This window comes from Myxosarcina sp. GI1 (genome assembly GCF_000756305.1).
Lineage (GTDB): Bacteria > Cyanobacteriota > Cyanobacteriia > Cyanobacteriales > Xenococcaceae > Myxosarcina.
Map to the genome: position 1 here is coordinate 290332 of NZ_JRFE01000024.1, position 17445 is coordinate 307776.

A 17445-nucleotide genomic window follows, 5' to 3' on the forward strand; every position below is an offset into this window, starting at 1 on the left:
GGCTCTGCATTATCTCTGAAGCCATGAAAGAGCGATTTTTATTGTTCGACTGCGAAATCTCAGATATTGAGGTTGAGACAGGAACCCAATTTAAAAACGCGAAAATAAAATGTAGCGAGATATACTGTTTTTGCGTTTTAATAGAAGTATAAGCACCATAATTATTTGAGTCGCCCACATAACCGTCGGAGAAGCAAATATTTACTCTCAGGAGAGACTGATGGTTAATACAATTTCCGTACCCAACACCCAAACTTTTGTCGACAAAAACCAAACTTCGTTGTTTGCCAGCGTCAGTCAAAGATTGGAAAAAGCTTTAAAATACGTAGCAATATCCGAAGATGCGATCGCCCGTCTGCGCTATCCTAAAGCCAGTTTGAGCGTTTCAATTCCCGTGCGCATGGATGATGGTTCGCTCAGGGTATTTTCTGGCTATCGGGTTCGTTACGACGATACCAGAGGTCCTGGTAAGGGAGGAGTACGCTACCATCCCAAGGTTAGTCTAGATGAGGTGCAGTCATTGGCATTTTGGATGACTTTTAAATGTGCGTTGTTAGATTTGCCCTTTGGTGGCGCAAAAGGCGGCGTAACGGTCAATCCTAAAGAACTATCCAAATCCGAACTAGAAAGATTGAGTAGGGGTTATATCGATGCGATCGCCGATTTTATCGGTGTCGATGTAGATATACTCGCTCCCGATGTCTACACCAACTCAACCATTATGGGTTGGATGATGGATGAATACAGCACTATCAAACGTCACCTCTGTCGGGGAGTGGTAACGGGTAAACCATTGACTATAGGTGGCAGTCAGGGCAGAGATACGGCAACTGCTACAGGTGCGTTCCACGTTATGCAAACCTTTTTACCCAAGTTCGATCGCGTCCCTGAAGAAACTACTGTTGCCATCCAGGGTTTTGGTAATGCAGGTGCCACACTAGCTGAGTTGTTAGCCAAAGCAGGTTATAAAATAGTGGCTGTCAGCGACTCGCAAGGGGGAATCTATGCGCCTCAAGGTTTGGATATTCCTAGCGTTCGCGAACATAAAAACAGCCGCCGTCAAATTAAAGCAGTTTATTGTCAAGATAGCGTTTGCAGCATTGTCGAACATCAGACTATAACCAATCAAGAGTTACTGGCTTTAGATGTAGATGTTTTAATACCCGCAGCTTTAGAAAATCAAATTACGGCAGCTAATGCCGCAGATGTCAAAGCCAAATTTATTTTTGAAGTAGCTAACGGTCCCGTGACTACTGAAGCCGATCGCATCTTGCAAGCAAAAGGTGTTCGTGTCTTTCCCGATATTTTAGTCAATGCTGGCGGCGTAACGGTTAGTTACTTTGAATGGGTGCAAAATCGCAACGGTTGGTATTGGACATTAGAAGAAGTTAACCAGCGTTTGCAAACTAAAATGGAAACTGAAGCCAAAAAAACTTGGGCGATCGCGCAAGACTTACAAATAGATATACGAACCGCTGCTTATATTCACGGCTTAAACCGTTTGGGAGAAGCTTTAGATGCTAAAGGAACTAAAGATTATTTCAGCATTCGAGAGTAAGTATTTTTACAGATAGGTTAAAGAATGTTCGCTTAAATATTTATTAGAATCAAGATAGGTTGAAGTTTAGCAGTCGCTTATGAATAATTCAGAAAATTCCTACGAAGTTGTCATTATCGGTGGAGGAGTTTGCGGAACTGCTTTGCTTTATGTTTTGAGCAACTATACTAACATTAACAACATTGCTTTAATAGAAAAAGAGCCGCAGGTAGCTTTAGTTAATTCTGCCAAACATAATAATAGCCAAACGCTGCATTTTGGCGACATTGAAACTAATTACACTCTTAAAAAAGCTCGTAAAGTAAATAGTGCTGCTAGTTTAGTTAAAAACTATTTATTACAGTGCGATCGTGATAAAAATATTTATACCAAATATCACAAAATGGTTTTGGCAGTAGGTGAAAAACAAATTGCCAACCTAAAAGAAAGGTATCACGAATTCAAACAATTATTTCCCGATTTAAAATTATTAACTAGAGAAGAAATAGCTGCTGTCGAACCAAATGTTTTAACGGCAAGAGATCCAGAAGAAGAAATTTTGGCTTTGTATACTCCTGAAGGTTACACTGTAGACTATCATCAACTGGCAGTATCTTTTTTAGAAAATGCTATTAAAAATCGCCATAAAAATATCGATCTGATGATGGCAACAAAGGTCAAAAAAATCACTAGAACCAATGACCTTTATCAGATCGAAACAGGAAATAAAACTCTAATTGCTAAAACGGTTGCCGTTACTGCAGGGGCGCATAGCTTATTATTTGCCAAATCATTAGGATACGGTTTAAATTACGCTTTACTTAGCGTGGCGGGAAGTTTTTACTTTGCTCCCGAACTTTTAAACGGTAAGGTATATACAGTACAAAGAGAAAAATTACCTTTTGCTGCCATTCATGGCGATCCTGAAGTTGATAATTCAAAAATTACCAGATTTGGTCCTACAGCTAAAGTTTTACCCTTATTAGAACGTCGCAACTATTCTACATTTTTTGAATATTTACAAACCGCAGGCTTGAGTTTTAAAGCTGTTTTGAGTTTTTTAAAGATTCTTTCCGATCCAGTTATTTTTAAATATATTTTACTCAATTTTATTTATGATTTTCCCTTAGTTGGTAATAGATTGTTTATCAAAGAAGTTAAAAAAATTATTCCTGCGATTACGTTAAAGCAATTAAAGTTTGCTAAAGGATACGGTGGTGTTAGACCGCAAATCGTCAATCTCAATAACAAAGCTTTAGAAATGGGCGAAGCTAAAATTACTGGCGATAAAATTATTTTTAATATTACTCCTTCTCCTGGGGCATCGACCTGTTTGCAAAATGCCGTAGACGATACAGAAAAAATAGTTGCTTTTTTAGGAAATAAATATAAGTTCGATCGCGATAAATTAACAGAAGATATTTCTGGTAATGTTACCGTCAGCTAAAAGTTAAATCGAACCAATTCTATCTAAGGGCCAAAAACGAAAGATTGCATGACCGATAATATTTTTAGTCGGTAAAAATCCCCAAACGTGAGAGTCATTACTGTTGTTGCGGTTGTCTCCCATTACAAATAGTTCTCCTTCGGGTACGGTAACGGGAGGAAGTTCGTAAGCTGGTGATTCGGCTATATATTCTTCGGTTAGAGGCTGGTTATTAACTATAACTTTACCGTCTCTTACTGCCACCGTATCTCCTGCTTTAGCGATCGCTCTTTTAATAAAAGCTTGATTTGGTTCATAACCCAGTMCCCTTAATTTCAACGGCGGTTGAAAAACGATAATATCTCCCCTGGCAGGTGTAGTAAACTTATATGCCACCTTTTCGACTACCAGGCGATCGCCACGTTCTAAAGTTGGTAACATTGAATCAGAGGGAATATAGCGAGGTTCGGCAATAAATACCCTAATTAGAAAGGCTAAAACTATAGCTATCCCTATGGTGGTAGCGTTCTCTTTCCAAAGGCTCTTTTTTGATTTCTTTGATGGTGTTTGTGTTTTAGAAGTAGAGTTGTTCTCTACAACTTTGTAGTCTTTATTTTTTGAGGTCATAAATTTTAGACATAGCAGTCTGTTGCTAACTATACCAAAGCTTTATTCAGTTAAGCAGTAAAAACAGTGAAAGCAGAAAGATCGTTCAAACTTTTTCAGCTTCGATCGATACTTTACTTTGTTATCGAAATCGGCTTCGGTATTAATAATATGAGTTGAAACGGCAATAGCTTCCTCATCATATTGGAAGATTTTCTTAGAGAGTAACAGCTATAGTTAGAAATAAAAATCTTTTGGGTATTACTATTTTAAAGAGCGTTAGACGCGTTAGTAATCGGAGAATCAACTAAAATGACTGCTAAAGAAATTAAGCGTGCCGTCGGTACTTTTCCCACACGTACTGAAGCTAGAGAGGCTTTGCTCGAACTGCAAAATGCTGGTTTTAACATGGATAATGTTTCGGCAATTGCTCAAATTAGTGAAAACGATCCTGTAAGTGAAAATGTAGAAATAGAATCGGTTAAAGATCGCACTAAAGGTGGTGCTGGTGTAGGAGCTACTATGGGCGCAGCAACTGGCGGCATTCTGGGTTTAGTTGGTAGCTTGAGCGTTTTGGCTATTCCAGGTGTGGGACCTGCGGTAGAAGTAGGAGTATTGCTAGGTAATGCTTTATTAGGTAGTGGAGTTGGAGCAGCTGGCGGCAGTATTATCGGTGCTTTAATTGGCTGGGGTATACCAGAAGCAGAAGCCGAGCAATATCAAGATCTTTTAATTCGGGGTAGCTATATTGTTTTAGTAGAGGGAACGGAAGCAGAAGTAAACGGAGCTGAAGCGATCCTTAAAAATCGGCGGATTAGAAATTGGGCGGTTTATAGCTCTACAGAAGTGTTTCCTAGAGGATTGTAAGGCATTTCAGTTGGCAGTTTTTTGCTTAAAATGCTGAAAAAACCAAAAAAAATCTAAATAAATCGTAGATTGGATGATTTACAAAGTACACTTCTCATCTATGCGGAATTAGTCACGCTGATGTTTGCTGTCTTAGTTCTTACAGGCGATCCTCTTTTCAAAAAATTGTGGTATCGTGAATTAATGTAAAGATAAGTAACGAAAATTAAGGTATACGTTTGCTTTGCGAGCGTTTGTCTCTTTTAAGTCCAATTATTTATTTGCCAGTGACTTCTTCCACTACCGATTATTCAACTTCTTCTGTGTCTGAAAGCATTTTTAATTTTACCTCCCATCGCGATCGAGACTTAGCATGGCGAGTTTTTGGTGCTGCTTCTTTTTTGGTGTCCGTACCCGTATTTATGCAAGCACCGATAGTTAGATCTTTTCCCGCATTAAGCTTAATTGCGACTCTGCTCTGGTTGGGATTGGGTTGGAGTTTATATTGTCGTTCGCAAACCAGGTATTGGGGAGATATTATCTTAGGGTTTAGCTGGAGTTGGTTGGCAGGTTCGATCTACTGGGGCTGGCTACGTTGGGAACCTTTAGTTCATATTCCTATCGAATCGATTGGCGTACCTTTTGCTCTCTGGGGTATCTGGCGTGGTTGGGGACTAATTGGCAACTACTTTTACTTAGGTTCTCTATTAGGAACTGCAATTACCGATTTATATTTTTATTTGACCGATTTAATTCCTTATTGGCGTAAGTTAATGACGGTAGAACCCGAGTTAGCTTCGCCAATATTTAAATCAGCATTAGTTCAAATTCAAACCCTTTGGGGTGTTAGTTGGGCAATTGTTTTAGTCAATATTTTACTAGCAGTTGGCTTTTGGTCTTTGAGAAAAAAAGAGCTTCACTGGTGGGCATTTTCAGGTGCGGTATTAAGCACGATTTTGGTAGATAGTTTATTTTGGATTGCAGCGTATTTTGCTTAAAAATTGATAGTTAGCTGAAAAAATTGATTGCTCATTGCTCATTGATAAATATTATTTATTATCCATAGCTCGAAAAAAATAAATATTAGTTAATTTCGCGATCGCTTTCAACTATTTTTAGTTAATTTTAAATTAGGTAAAAATAGTTGAGATAACCTAAGCTATTGCCATGAAAGCCACAAATAAAGCAATCTTCAAAGAAACAGATATTAAAGATAAAGAAGACCTTGGCGATCGCACATTAACTAAGCCTTCTGAATTTAAAACGGCGACCGACACCGCTAATTTAGATTTGCTTACTGGAGCAAATTCTACAGATTCTTTATTTAGTAAATTAAACAGCGACCTTTTACTTGGAGATGTAACTTTCACTAAAAAAGATAACTTAAAAATCCTGGAAGTTACTGGAAAGGGAGTTGTTTCTGTTGACACTGATACGGCACAAATTCAATTAGGAATCGAAGCAGAAGGAGCTACAGCAACCAAAGTTCAGCAAAAAGTTGCCAAAAATACTGCAGCAGTAGTGAAGCAACTAGATCTACTAGAAGTAGAGGAACTTCAAACTGTTAGTATTAGCTTGGAACCCAAACTTAAATTTGACAATCAGGGTAATAGTACGGTAGTTGGTTTTACGGGACGAAATATACTGCAATTTGAAATTTCTACCGAACAAGCAGGTGAAACAATTGATGCTGCGCTGAAAGCAGGTGCAAATGTTATCGAAAATATTGATTTTATCGCTCCAGAGAGTGAATTTAACCAAGCTCGTTTGGATGCAATAGAATTAGCTGTTAAAGACGCTCAAAATCAAGCTGTTTCAGTATTCAATACTCTAGATTTAAAGCCTTTAGAAATTGTCGATATTGATGTTATGGGAGTTAGCAGCCCGTCAGCAACTTCATCTTCTCCAGAAATCAATTTTCTAAAAAATGCTGCTGCTTTTGATGTGTCAACTCCCATAATTGGTGGCTCTCAAGAAGTGGTTGCCGAAGTTGCTTTAGACATCAATTATGCTGCGTTATAGTCTGGGATAGACCCAACCCAGCGTGCAAATTTTTTTAAGGTTTTAAATGAAGACAGATTATTACTCTGTCTTCATTTCCTATTGGCGATTAAAATTAAGTCATTCGATTTAAGATTTATTTTGCTCTTTCTATGTCCAATAGCAGAAGTATCAGCAGTTCGTCCGCTCCACTTTCTGGAATCAAAAGTTTGCTGACAGGAGAAACCACCTTATATATCCTCAAGCGACTGCTACAGGCGATAATAACTTTGCTTTTAGCTTCTGCCTTATGTTTTACTATTATTCAGCTAGCACCTGGTGACTACCTCGATACTCTACGCGAAAACCCTCAAATATCGCCAGAAACTATCGAGCAACTAAATCAGCAATTTGGTTTAGATCGACCTCCAATCGTACAATACTGGCGTTGGTTGGTTAATGTGGTAACTCGCTTTGATTTTGGGACCAGTTTTGTTTATTTTCGTCCCGTTTCGTCTTTGTTGCTAACGAGAATCCCTGCTACTTTATTACTCGCCATCTCTTCTATTATTATCACCTGGGCGATCGCCATTCCTTTGGGAATTATTAGTGCAGTCCAACAGAACAGTCTACTAGATAAAGTTTTGCGAGTACTAAGCTATTTCGGTCAGGGTTTTCCTAGCTTTATTACCGCTTTGGCACTACTGATTTTTGCTCAATATACCTCGCCACTTTTTCCTGTAGGAGGTATGACCAGTATTTATCATCAACAACTATCGCTATTTGGTAAAATACTTGACATTGGCTGGCACATGATTTTACCGACGATCGCCTTGAGTATTACTAGTTTTGCAGGATTGCAGCGTCTTACCAGAGGACAGCTACTAGATGTTTTGCGACAGGAATACATTCAAACCGCTCGCGCCAAAGGATTGCCAGAAAATAAAGTTATTTACGTTCATGCTTTGCGTAATGCAATCAATCCCCTGATTACCATTATCGGTTTTGAATTTGCCAGTTTGTTAGGCGGTTCGTTTATTGCTGAGTTTTTCTTTAATTGGCCTGGATTGGGTACTTTGACTCTGCAAGCAGTTACCGCTCAAGACAAGTATTTAGTCATGGCTAGTTTGATGATGGGTGCGGCAATGCTAATTATTGGCAATCTGTTAGCAGATTTACTGCTTAAAGCGGTCGATCCTCGCATTAAACTTGAAGATTTGAAGTAATTAGAAATGTTATTACAAATTAATTATCTGATTCGTTCCAAACAAGACGGTAAATATTTAGTCGCTCGCGTGCCGAGCGATCGCGCCGAGGAAGTCAGTTACTTGCTTTTATTTCAGGCAGATCATGAGGCTTTAAGCTATATCAACACTCATGGTAAATCGATGAGCGATCGCCTAACGGTAGAATCGGTTTCTCCTCCTCAAGTCAAACAAGTTTTACAGCGTTGGGGCTATCAGGGAATTGGCATAGTAAAAGATCCTCTAATTCCAGAGATCCAGTTTATGTTATGCAATTAGAGGATCTTTAATTGTTCGAGCATTTACTAATGAGCAGTGAGCAGTTGAAAATGCTAAATGCTTATACTCTATTAGGATTAAAGAAATTTCTAATTGCCGTAACAAAGTTGCTCGGTCTTTCTTCGATAGCTAATTTATCTTTAGATGGCTGTGGATTTTGGCTGGCATTGCATTTAGTCAAAAATTCTTCTAGCTTCTGTAAATCGCCCAAATTGTTTTGACGTGCTTCGCTAGCGTATCTTGCAAGATCGGTTTTGCCAATATAAGTCAGCCAGTTTTCAAAATCTCCGCTAACCAAGTATCGGCTGCTATCTTCAGGAAATTGCTGACACAATTTAATCAAATCTTCTGCGCTATCAGCGCGTTGTCCGTTGGAAAACCAAAATGGTTCGTTCATAATAAATATTTTTATAAAAAGATTAAAACAGCGATCTTAATCTTGGCATACGTCAGTCATTATTGACATCCATAGAATGATTTAAATGTCAATAGTCGAACAAAATCAAATGAAGGCTTCGCCCTGTTAATATACTCAATACTAGGAAATAACAAGCGATCTAGAGTAATTCATCAACATGAGCAAAACTACTTGGGAACTAGATTTTTATTCCCGTCCAGTTTTAGATGACGAAGGGAAAAAACTCTGGGAAATATTAATTTGCGAGAGTCCGACAGATACAAAGCGATCGCCTGATGACTTATTTAGATACTCCGAATATTGTTCGAGTAAGTCAGTTAACTCAATTCAATTGCGAGAAGCCATTGAAAAAGCGATCTCCGAAGCCGAAACCCCCCCCAAAAAGATCCGTTTCTTTCGCCGCCAAATGAACAACATGATCGTTAAAGCCTGTGAAGATGCCAATCTCGTTCCCGTTCCCAGTCGTCGTACTTATGCTTTGCAAAGCTGGATTGAAGAGAGAATGAATAAGGTATATCCCAAGCAAGAGGGATACGACGAACGAGCGGCTAGTTCCATCTCGGTGCAGTATCCCGCATCTAATGCCGTTCGACTGCCCGACGCAGTAAGAGGTGACAGGGATGATAAATGGATGTTTGTCAGTTTAGAAGCAGTCGCTTTTGACGAGATGAATGAGTGGGACATTGCCTTTGAAGAATCTTTTTCCCTATCTCTAGCCAATATTTCTCCCGATACCAAAATTCCTGGTTTGATTATTTTTTCGCCTCGCGCTATACCCTTAGCTGCCTGGATGTCTGGTTTGGAAATGGGTTTTTTACATCTAGAAACCGATATTCGTCCTCAACTACAGTTAGAAACTGGTTTAAGTGACAGTTGGACATTACTCAATTTAACTAATACTGCCACCGTTGATGAAGGTAAAAAATTTGAAGCAGCAAAGCAACAGGCTAACGGAGTACATTTTTTAGCAGTCCAGTCTTCTCCCGACTCAGAATCCTTTGCAGGTTTTTGGTTGATGAAAGGTTAAGTTACAGTAAATTACAGAGGCATACAATACAATTTGTTTAGCAATCAACTAAATTACTTCAACAGGCGATCGCTAAGCGAGTTGAAAGATAAGTAAGTCTGGCAAACGCGCTTTAATGTTATGACAAATAATCAATAGGATAATTTAGCTATTTTAATACGGCAAAAAGTTTTGAAGAGTTAAACTTTGAATAGCCAATGAGTGCAAAACAGGAGGAAGCTTGGATAGAGAAATGGAACGAACTATACGAAAAAGTAGAGCAGAAGCCAAGTTTGCTCTTTTTAACCTGCGACTGGTACGAAATTAGTTTAGATAAAGCATTAGGCTTCATACAAGAAGAGGCATATCAAGACTATCAAGTAGAATATGAAGAAACTTGGTACAAAGGTAAGAAGGCACTGCGATTTTTTCGTGGAACAATGATTGACTAATCTTTGCAAAATTAAGTTTCGATCGGGCGCGATCGCACATAACGTCCTTTATAGTAAAATTAAATTTCTAGCTTCTATCTTTAAAACCCTTTCCGCCAATGAACTCCGACTATTTGGAGAGAATCCTTACCGCCCGTGTTTATGAAGTAGCGCAAGAATCTCCTCTAGAATACGCACCAAATTTATCGGCGAGACTAGACAACAAACTGTTGCTCAAACGGGAAGATATGCAGTCGGTGTTTTCTTTTAAACTGCGGGGTGCTTACAACAAAATGGCACATTTACCTGCCGATCTTTTAAAACAGGGAGTAATTGCCGCTTCAGCAGGAAACCACGCTCAGGGAGTTGCCCTGGCAGCAAAAAAATTAGGAACTACTGCAATTATTGTCATGCCCGTAACTACACCCCAGGTAAAAGTGAAGGCGGTAATTGCTAGAGGTGGCAACGTAGTTTTACATGGCGATACATACGATCATGCCTGTGCTTACGCCAAACAGCTATGCCAAGAAAAAAATTTAACTTTTATCCATCCTTTTGACGATCCCGACGTAATTGCAGGACAAGGGACAATTGGCATGGAAATCTTACGGCAATATCAAAAACCGATCGAGGCAATTTTTGTCGCTATTGGTGGCGGTGGTTTGATTAGTGGCATTGCGGCTTACATTAAAAGATTGCGTCCAGAAATCAAGATTATTGGTGTCGAACCCGTAGATGCAGATGCTATGTCTCGTTCTCTACAACTAGGACAAAGAATCGGCTTGCCGCAAGTAGGTTTGTTTGCCGATGGTGTAGCGGTAAGAGAAGTAGGAGAAGAAACTTTTCGTCTCTGCCAACAGTATGTAGACGAGATTATTTTGGTAGACACAGATGATACTTGTGCGGCAATTAAAGACGTTTTTGAAGATACTCGTTCTATTTTAGAACCAGCGGGAGCATTGGCGATCGCAGCAGCCAAAGCCTATGTGGAACGAGAGCAAATTAAAAATAAGACTTTAGTGGCAATTGCCTGTGGGGCGAACATGAACTTCGATCGCCTGCGGTTTGTCGCCGAAAGGGCGGAGTTAGGCGAACGACGCGAAGCAATTTTTGCCGTCACCATCCCCGAAGCGCGGGGTAGTTTCCGTAAATTTTGTCAGTGTCTCGGCAAACACAATCTGACTGAGTTTAATTACCGCATTGCCGACGAGCGACAGGCGCATATTTTTGTCGGCGTTCAAATTGAAAACCGTGCTGATGCCGATAGCATTGCCGCTACTTTTGCTGCCAACGATTTTGAGGCGATCGATCTAACCGATGACGAACTAGCTAAAATGCATTTGCGTCACATGGTCGGCGGACGTTCGACTTTAGCAGACAACGAGTTATTATACCGTTTTGAGTTTCCCGAACGACCAGGGGCATTGATTCAGTTTCTCAACCGTATGAGTCCTAATTGGAATATCAGTTTATTCCATTACCGTAACAATGGTGCCGACTACGGACGAATTGCGATTGGCGTACAGGTATCTCCTGAAGAAATTCCTGACTGGCAAACTTTTCTCGATCGCATGGGTTATCGTTATTGGGATGAAAGCCAAAACCCAGCTTACAAATTATTTTTGTAATGTAATTGCGTAATGTCATAAAAAACCATTAAGTAGGGAATGATGGAGGAATTGCTAACTGGCAAGACAAGATTAGTAGATGATTGACTGTTTACGTACTCAAACGGTTACAATAAATAAAATCATCAAAATCATAATTATGGATGCGATTACCTATACTCAAGCCCGTAAAAACTTTACCTCAGTAATGAATCAAGTTTGTGACGATCATAGTCCAATTATTATTACTCGTCAGTCAGAAAGCCCAGTGGTCATGATGTCTCTAGAAGATTACAACGCCATTGAAGAAACCATGTACTTACTGAGAAGCCCTAAAAACGCCCAACGTCTTTATAAAGGATTAGAACAATTAAAAGAAGGTAAATATCAACAACGAGAATTAATTGATGAAGATAAGAATGAGAGTGCTAAGTAAATATCTATGGACATTATGTTTCTAGATGATGCTTGGCAAGACTATTTGTATTGGCAGAAAGCAGATAAAAAAATACTCAAACGCATCAACCAATTAATTAAAGATACACAAAGAACTCCTTTTAAAGGAATCGGTAAACCAGAACCCCTTAAATTTGATATGTCGGGGCTGTGGTCGCGTCGCATCAATCAAGAACATCGCCTAATTTACCAAGTCAAAGACAACTGTATTATTATCGTTCAATGCCGTTATCATTATTAAGCGATCGCCCTTCGCAATGGATGATTGAATTATCAACAATTACAAGTAAACATCCTCTAAATATCATTCATCTATTAGATACGGTTTCAGGTTCTAAAAATATAGAAATTTCGTTGCGGCTTGTAATTGCCAAGTTAGCAAAAGTACACCCGACTCTTTTGCCCGAACAGGGAAGATTTGTACAACCCAAACACAGCAAATTATTCAGCGAGTTATATTTTCTCGTGAGAAAGTATGACGAGCTTTCAGATGATGTGCGAGGTAATATTTTTCAGATATAGCATTACGTATTAAAGTTAGGACATTTTAATTGCTACTTACTACCTACTACCTACTACCTACGAGGTAATAACTGATATGTCCTAACATAACTTTGTACGGCTATATATCTCGATCTTGATGGCGTTGAGCAAGGTTACAGTGATTGGACAACTGTTCGAGAAGACTACAAACAACTGCTAACTGCGGGTAGTAATTACAAAAAATGGCTCGATTTTTTGGCGTTGGTGAATCAAGGTATGATTTTTAAGTAACGAGTTGATTTAATTGAATTGAACAAGCTTAAAGCTTAGAGCTTAGAGCTACGAACAAAAACATTTTGTGTGTCATACATTCAATTACCAACGCCGATTTTTTAAATTAAGTAGCTTGGTATTGCTATCAATAAATTTTTGTCTGCAAAGCTAAAAAATTTACCACCCAGTCTTTAAGCCGATAGGTAGCCAGACAGTCATCTTCGTTGTAACGTAAAATAAGCTCTAACCAAGCGCGATCGCCCGTAGCCAACCAACTATCATACCAACAGACACTAATATCGCCACTAGCTTCAGTGTCACGCCAGTCAAACCCAATCCAGTTGGCTAAAGATTTTAAAGAATAACTTTCTACGGGAAAAACTACCGAGTTCATAATTTGCTGATGTAAATCGACAAAGCGAGACAGTAAAGCTTTAGATTCTGTTTTCGGCGTTCCATATAGTCTCGCCAGACGTTTGACGGTATCTACTTCATATTCGGAATAATGAAAGATCGGTGCATCTGGATATAAAGAGACAAAATCCCAAAACTGCTGCCAAATTTTTCCTTCGTCTTGAGTAGTTTCAGCTAAAAAAGCGTGAAATTGCTGTTGGTTTCGATCGCGATCGACTATTAACACTCCCAATAAATAGTCAATTTGGCGTTCTGGTTCGGCTTCGATATCGAAATACAGTTCGATCTCTGCTGTAGGAAGCAAAAGCTGGTGACGATTGTAGCTAGATTTAACTATCGCTTGCCCTTCGATAATCGCTCTTACCTGTTGTCTTAGGCGATCGGCAATATCGCTACCGACTATCTCTTGAAGTTGATGTTGTGAAACTGTAGCTAAAGATTCTAAATTATTGACCCCAAACTCTTTTAGATCTTGATAGCGTTTGGGAGTAATGCCAGGAACTAGAGATAAATGCTGTTGAGCTTGAGCCGTAGCGTAACAGTAGCTATACCAATGACAGAGATTACATTTTTGTCGGGATATAAATACTTCTGGTTTGGCTTTTTCGGCTAATACTTGCAAACAATCAGCTACGGTCATCTGCATTTTTGGTTGCCAAAACTCTAAACTGACGTTGTATTCATCACCTTGGCGCAAAATTAATCGAGATTCAGTAGGAATCGCTTCTTGTATAGCTGCTAAAATTTGTCCGTTAAAAGCAGCAATTAGCTTATATTCTGGTTTAGGACGACGACCGAGTTTTATATTTACTGGTATATATTGCCAATCACCAAATTTTGAGTATCCAGGCTGTTTGAGCAATAGAGAAGGAGCAGCTAAAAAAGTTAAACTGCCAAATATGCTTTCCCAATCGATAGTGAATCTTGCTTCACGATTGGTTCTAATGGTAATATCCTGCCACTCCAACCAATTAAGAGCCAACATACCACCATAAATACAATCTGCTCCTTGTGCCATTAAAGCAACCGTTTGTTGAAAGTTGAGTTGCCAATTATGCCGCGATACTTCGGGTTGTCGATAGGTTTGCGATCGCGCCGCTAAGATCTGACGTATGTGAGCTTGATTTTCTCTTTTTAGTTTGAGTAAAAATTCTTTTTCGGGATCGCGAACAGCAAAATCGCCATAAATATCTAAAAAAGTACGGCGGCTACAGCGTTTGTAATTGAGCAGAAGATAATCTGTTAGCAGCATTGTTTTACCTATCGATACCAAGCACAATGTTGCCACGTCAATGTTTTATCTTTTACCTGTCGATGATTAACTGCTGTTGTCTTCTCCAAGTCGAGATATACTAACAAGGGTTCGCTACCACGCTACTTTTATGATTAATAGTTTAGCCAAAATAGATTTAAAAAAACACCGAGAGCAATTTCCAGGACTAAAAAATAAATCTTATTTTAATTTTGGCGGTCAGGGTACAATGCCTCAAGCTGCGATCGAGGCGATTTTAGAAACCCATCAATACATTCAGGAAGTAGGACCTTTTTCGGGCAAAATTAATGCCTGGCTGATTCAAAGATCGACATGGTTGCGCGAATCATTAGCTGAGGAATTAGGAACTACAGCCGCAACTATTACCCTTACCGAAAACGTTACCGCAGGCTGTAATATCGCTCTGTGGGGTATCGATTGGCAGCCTGGCGATCGCCTGTTAATGACTGACTGCGAACACCCTGGAGTTATCGCTACGGTTGAAGAAATTGCGCGGCGTTTTCAAGTAGAAGTTGCTATTTGTCCGATTTTAGACACTCTCAACCGAGGTAACGCTACAGAAGTTATCGAGCAGTATTTAACTGCCAATACTCGTTTGGTGGTGTTGAGCCATTTACTGTGGAATACGGGACAGGTATTACCCCTAAAAGAAATAGTCGAAGTTTGTCACAACTATCAGACTAACAATAAACCAATTAGAGTATTAGCAGATGCCGCTCAGTCTGCTGGCTCTTTGGCTTTAAATTTACCAGAATCGGGGGTAGATTATTACGCTTTTACAGGTCATAAATGGTTTTGCGGCGCTGCTGGCGTTGGTGGACTGTATATTAGTGAAGCGGCATTTGACAGCTTACAGCCGACGTTTATTGGCTGGCGCGGGGTAAAACTTGACTCACAAGGACAACCCCAAGCTTGGAAAAGCGACGGACAAAAGTTTGAAGTAGCTACTTCGGCATATCCCGAATATGAAGGATTGCGTTCTGCGATCGCCGTTCATCAAGCCTGGGGTACTACCCAACAGCGTTACCAGACGATCTGCGAACTCAGTCAATACTTGTGGTCGAGTCTACAGCAAATCGACAGAGTTGAATGTTTAAAAGATACCGCTCCCGAAGCAGGATTAGTTTCTTTTCAAATAGCCGACATCAAACATCAACAGCTAGTTGAGACTTTAGAAAAGCAAGGATTTTTCTTAAGAACCATTGCTAAACCCGACTGCATACGTGCCTGCGTTCACTATTTAACTCTACCAGAGGAAATAGAGCGCTTAGTTGAAGCAATAAGTAATTCGCTCTCTCACTAGTCTTCTGTCAACTAATTAATGAAAATCCTATATTGTAACATCCAACAAAAACTTAATCTCTGGCTATTAGGCGATGAATAAACAAGAAAATTGAGTTGTAATCGAAAATGAACTGATATAAATAAAAAATTTAATGATTAAAGCAGTAATTTTTGATTTAGATGGCACCTTAGTTAATTCGGTTGACTACCACGCCCAAGCTTGGGTAGAGGCATTTAAAAAACACGGTTACGATTTTTCTTTTGAAAAGCTACGCCAGCAAATTGGTAAAGGTAGCGAATTTATTATTGGTGAGCTTCTTTCAGAATCAGAGTACGAAAAGTATTACGATGATATTTCTAATTATCGCAAACAATACTACCAGGAAAATCTTTTAGAGAAGGTGCAACCTTTCCCTAAAGTTAGAGAGTTATTTGAGAAGATCGAACAAGACGGCAAAGAAATTGTTTTGGCATCTTCGGCAAGAAAAGAAACTATCGAACATTATAAACAACTACTAAATATTGAAGATCTAATTAAACATGCCACCTCTACAGACGACGTAGAAAAGTCCAAACCAGAACCAGATATTTTTAATGCCGCACTGGATAAATTAACAGGTATGGACAAAGAAGAGGTAATCGTAGTTGGCGACAGTCCTTACGATGCGATCGCCGCCTCTAAAATTCCTCTCTACACTATTGGCGTTCTCTGTGGTGGCTTTGACGAAAAGGAATTAAGAGAAGCAGGATGTTCGGAGATTTTTAAAGATCCAGCAGATATGTTGGCAAATTATTCTAAGCTGCCATTTTAAACCAGTATTTTTGTTTTCTTATTTTGAGCGATCGCTCAGAAAAAGTTTAGCGCGAGACTAAATTATATGATAGATTAGAAATCGCCAGGATGCGGATGTGGTGGAATTGGTAGACACGCACGCTTGAGGGGCGTGTGGCTCACGCCTTGCGAGTTCGATTCTCGCCATCCGCACTTGTCGTTACAGTCGGCAAAACCAAGATATTAGTCGCTAAAAGCAAAGTACACTACGGCACAATTATTCGTTTTTTGCTCAATCTTTGCTATTACTGTTGTTTAACTGACGAACTGTTCCTCCATGTATTTTTGCCATAGTCTCTGCCATCTGTAGCGAGCTAAATTTATTAGCTTTTTCTTTTCCAGGTTGCAGCTTACCTGAAGCGGTTAGATAGTGAGTAAATATACCTACTTTTTTTCTACTATCCACACAAGTTAATCATCTCCTAAGCTCGATAAGAAATTAGTGATGTCATAATTTTATGAGAAACCCTTGCCGTTGAGAATAGTAATGTTAAGTAAATATACTCAGTTTTTATTTTCTTCAACGCTCTGTTTTAAATAAATTTGTATTTCAATTGATTTTTTGACCGTAATGAAAAACTTAATCTTATCTAACAAAGAACTGCTTAGAGTTATTTTGGCTGTTTGCCTTTTAGTGGTTGGAATCTTACACTTTGTCCTACCCGAACCATTCATTAAAATAGTTCCACCCGTTTTTCTCTATCCAGCCGCTATGGTGTATATTAGTGGCTTTTTTGAAATTTTGGGTGCAATAGGGCTATTGTTTCCACCAGTTAGCAGATTAGCAGCCTGGGGTTTGGTGTCATTATTTATTGCGGTTTATCCTGCCAATCTCTACATGGCAATCCATCATATTCATATTCCCAATATTCCCGTTAGTAACACGTTTCAGGCTATTAGACTACCATTACAATTTGTTTTAATTGCCTGGGCTTGGTGGTATACTCGCCCCGATGATAATCCTAACCAGGCTTCGATTATTCCTGGTTATCCCAAGGTTAATGAATGATGTAAAATCGTATTACTAAACTCATCGCCTAGAGTTTTTTA

General features: G+C 39.3%; 20 protein-coding genes and 1 tRNA gene. 17 read left to right on the forward strand and 4 right to left on the reverse strand.

Going from position 1 to position 17445, the window contains the following annotated elements; all coding sequences use genetic code 11:
* Positions 1 to 220: 220 nt before the first annotated feature.
* Positions 221 to 1558 (forward strand): Glu/Leu/Phe/Val dehydrogenase, encoded by a 1338-nt coding sequence (locus KV40_RS18630; RefSeq protein ID WP_052055760.1) that lies wholly within the window; start codon positions 221 to 223, stop codon positions 1556 to 1558.
* Positions 1559 to 1637: 79 nt separating this feature from the next.
* On the forward strand, positions 1638 to 2984 hold the full coding sequence (locus KV40_RS18635) for an FAD-dependent oxidoreductase (RefSeq protein ID WP_036484710.1): 1347 nt from the start codon (positions 1638 to 1640) through the stop codon (positions 2982 to 2984).
* A 3-nt stretch (positions 2985 to 2987) separates the two neighbouring features.
* On the opposite strand, the gene lepB is transcribed toward KV40_RS18635, so the two are convergent.
* Positions 2988 to 3590, reverse strand: a complete 603-nt coding sequence (gene lepB / locus KV40_RS18640; protein WP_036484713.1) for a signal peptidase I — start codon at positions 3588 to 3590, stop codon at positions 2988 to 2990.
* 291 nt (positions 3591 to 3881) lie between these two features.
* Between lepB and KV40_RS18645 the strand changes: the two genes are divergently transcribed.
* The 5 genes from KV40_RS18645 to KV40_RS18665 all read left to right on the forward strand — a co-directional run bounded on the left by KV40_RS18645 (position 3882) and on the right by KV40_RS18665 (position 7918).
* On the forward strand, positions 3882 to 4436 hold the full coding sequence (locus KV40_RS18645) for a hypothetical protein (RefSeq protein ID WP_036484715.1): 555 nt from the start codon (positions 3882 to 3884) through the stop codon (positions 4434 to 4436).
* 266 nt (positions 4437 to 4702) lie between these two features.
* Positions 4703 to 5413, forward strand: coding sequence for a DUF3120 domain-containing protein (locus KV40_RS18650; RefSeq protein ID WP_036485035.1), 711 nt, complete (start codon positions 4703 to 4705; stop codon positions 5411 to 5413).
* Positions 5414 to 5582: 169 nt separating this feature from the next.
* Positions 5583 to 6437: an SIMPL domain-containing protein gene (locus KV40_RS18655; protein WP_052055761.1), complete on the forward strand. Its 855-nt coding sequence runs from the start codon at positions 5583 to 5585 to the stop codon at positions 6435 to 6437.
* A 131-nt stretch (positions 6438 to 6568) separates the two neighbouring features.
* Complete coding sequence (locus KV40_RS18660; protein WP_036484717.1) at positions 6569 to 7621, forward strand: ABC transporter permease; 1053 nt, start codon at positions 6569 to 6571, stop codon at positions 7619 to 7621.
* Between the two features lie 6 nt (positions 7622 to 7627).
* Entirely contained in the window at positions 7628 to 7918 is a 291-nt protein-coding gene (locus KV40_RS18665) for a hypothetical protein (protein ID WP_036484719.1), read from the forward strand.
* Between the two features lie 61 nt (positions 7919 to 7979).
* On the opposite strand, the gene KV40_RS18670 is transcribed toward KV40_RS18665, so the two are convergent.
* Positions 7980 to 8315 (reverse strand): hypothetical protein, encoded by a 336-nt coding sequence (locus KV40_RS18670; RefSeq protein ID WP_052055762.1) that lies wholly within the window; start codon positions 8313 to 8315, stop codon positions 7980 to 7982.
* A gap of 178 nt (positions 8316 to 8493) precedes the next feature.
* Here KV40_RS18670 and KV40_RS18675 point away from each other — a divergent pair, with 178 nt between their 5' ends.
* The 6 genes from KV40_RS18675 to KV40_RS18700 all read left to right on the forward strand — a co-directional run bounded on the left by KV40_RS18675 (position 8494) and on the right by KV40_RS18700 (position 12358).
* On the forward strand, positions 8494 to 9363 hold the full coding sequence (locus KV40_RS18675) for a Tab2/Atab2 family RNA-binding protein (RefSeq protein ID WP_036484721.1): 870 nt from the start codon (positions 8494 to 8496) through the stop codon (positions 9361 to 9363).
* Positions 9364 to 9560: 197 nt separating this feature from the next.
* The gene (locus KV40_RS18680; RefSeq protein WP_036484724.1) at positions 9561 to 9794 is read left to right on the forward strand and encodes a hypothetical protein; all 234 of its coding nucleotides are present in this window, start codon (positions 9561 to 9563) and stop codon (positions 9792 to 9794) included.
* A gap of 98 nt (positions 9795 to 9892) precedes the next feature.
* Positions 9893 to 11401 carry a threonine ammonia-lyase, biosynthetic gene (ilvA, locus tag KV40_RS18685; RefSeq protein ID WP_036484726.1) on the forward strand — a complete coding sequence of 503 codons (1509 nt, stop codon included), beginning with the start codon at positions 9893 to 9895 and terminating at the stop codon, positions 11399 to 11401.
* A 139-nt stretch (positions 11402 to 11540) separates the two neighbouring features.
* On the forward strand, positions 11541 to 11816 hold the full coding sequence (locus tag KV40_RS18690) for a type II toxin-antitoxin system Phd/YefM family antitoxin (RefSeq protein WP_036485039.1): 276 nt from the start codon (positions 11541 to 11543) through the stop codon (positions 11814 to 11816).
* A 6-nt stretch (positions 11817 to 11822) separates the two neighbouring features.
* Positions 11823 to 12077 (forward strand): Txe/YoeB family addiction module toxin, encoded by a 255-nt coding sequence (locus KV40_RS18695; protein ID WP_036484729.1) that lies wholly within the window; start codon positions 11823 to 11825, stop codon positions 12075 to 12077.
* Complete coding sequence (locus tag KV40_RS18700) at positions 12059 to 12358, forward strand: hypothetical protein (protein ID WP_156114082.1); 300 nt, start codon at positions 12059 to 12061, stop codon at positions 12356 to 12358. The genes KV40_RS18695 and KV40_RS18700 overlap by 19 nt, the downstream gene beginning before the upstream one ends.
* A gap of 379 nt (positions 12359 to 12737) precedes the next feature.
* Here the strand turns inward: KV40_RS18700 and KV40_RS18705 are convergent, their stop codons facing one another.
* A complete protein-coding gene (locus tag KV40_RS18705; RefSeq protein ID WP_036484734.1) occupies positions 12738 to 14258 on the reverse strand; it encodes a TM0106 family RecB-like putative nuclease in 1521 nt (506 codons plus the stop codon).
* A 130-nt stretch (positions 14259 to 14388) separates the two neighbouring features.
* Here KV40_RS18705 and KV40_RS18710 point away from each other — a divergent pair, with 130 nt between their 5' ends.
* The 3 genes from KV40_RS18710 to KV40_RS18720 all read left to right on the forward strand — a co-directional run bounded on the left by KV40_RS18710 (position 14389) and on the right by KV40_RS18720 (position 16548).
* A complete protein-coding gene (locus KV40_RS18710; protein WP_036484737.1) occupies positions 14389 to 15582 on the forward strand; it encodes an aminotransferase class V-fold PLP-dependent enzyme in 1194 nt (397 codons plus the stop codon).
* Between the two features lie 133 nt (positions 15583 to 15715).
* The gene (locus KV40_RS18715) at positions 15716 to 16375 is read left to right on the forward strand and encodes an HAD family hydrolase (RefSeq protein WP_036484739.1); all 660 of its coding nucleotides are present in this window, start codon (positions 15716 to 15718) and stop codon (positions 16373 to 16375) included.
* Positions 16376 to 16466: 91 nt separating this feature from the next.
* Positions 16467 to 16548, forward strand: a tRNA-Leu gene (locus KV40_RS18720).
* A 79-nt stretch (positions 16549 to 16627) separates the two neighbouring features.
* Here the strand turns inward: KV40_RS18720 and KV40_RS35805 are convergent.
* Positions 16628 to 16801, reverse strand: a complete 174-nt coding sequence (locus tag KV40_RS35805; protein WP_172657312.1) for a hypothetical protein — start codon at positions 16799 to 16801, stop codon at positions 16628 to 16630.
* Positions 16802 to 16966: 165 nt separating this feature from the next.
* On the opposite strand from KV40_RS35805, the gene KV40_RS18725 reads away from it, so the two are divergent.
* A complete protein-coding gene (locus KV40_RS18725) occupies positions 16967 to 17404 on the forward strand; it encodes a DoxX family protein (RefSeq protein ID WP_036484741.1) in 438 nt (145 codons plus the stop codon).
* Positions 17405 to 17445 lie beyond the last annotated feature (41 nt).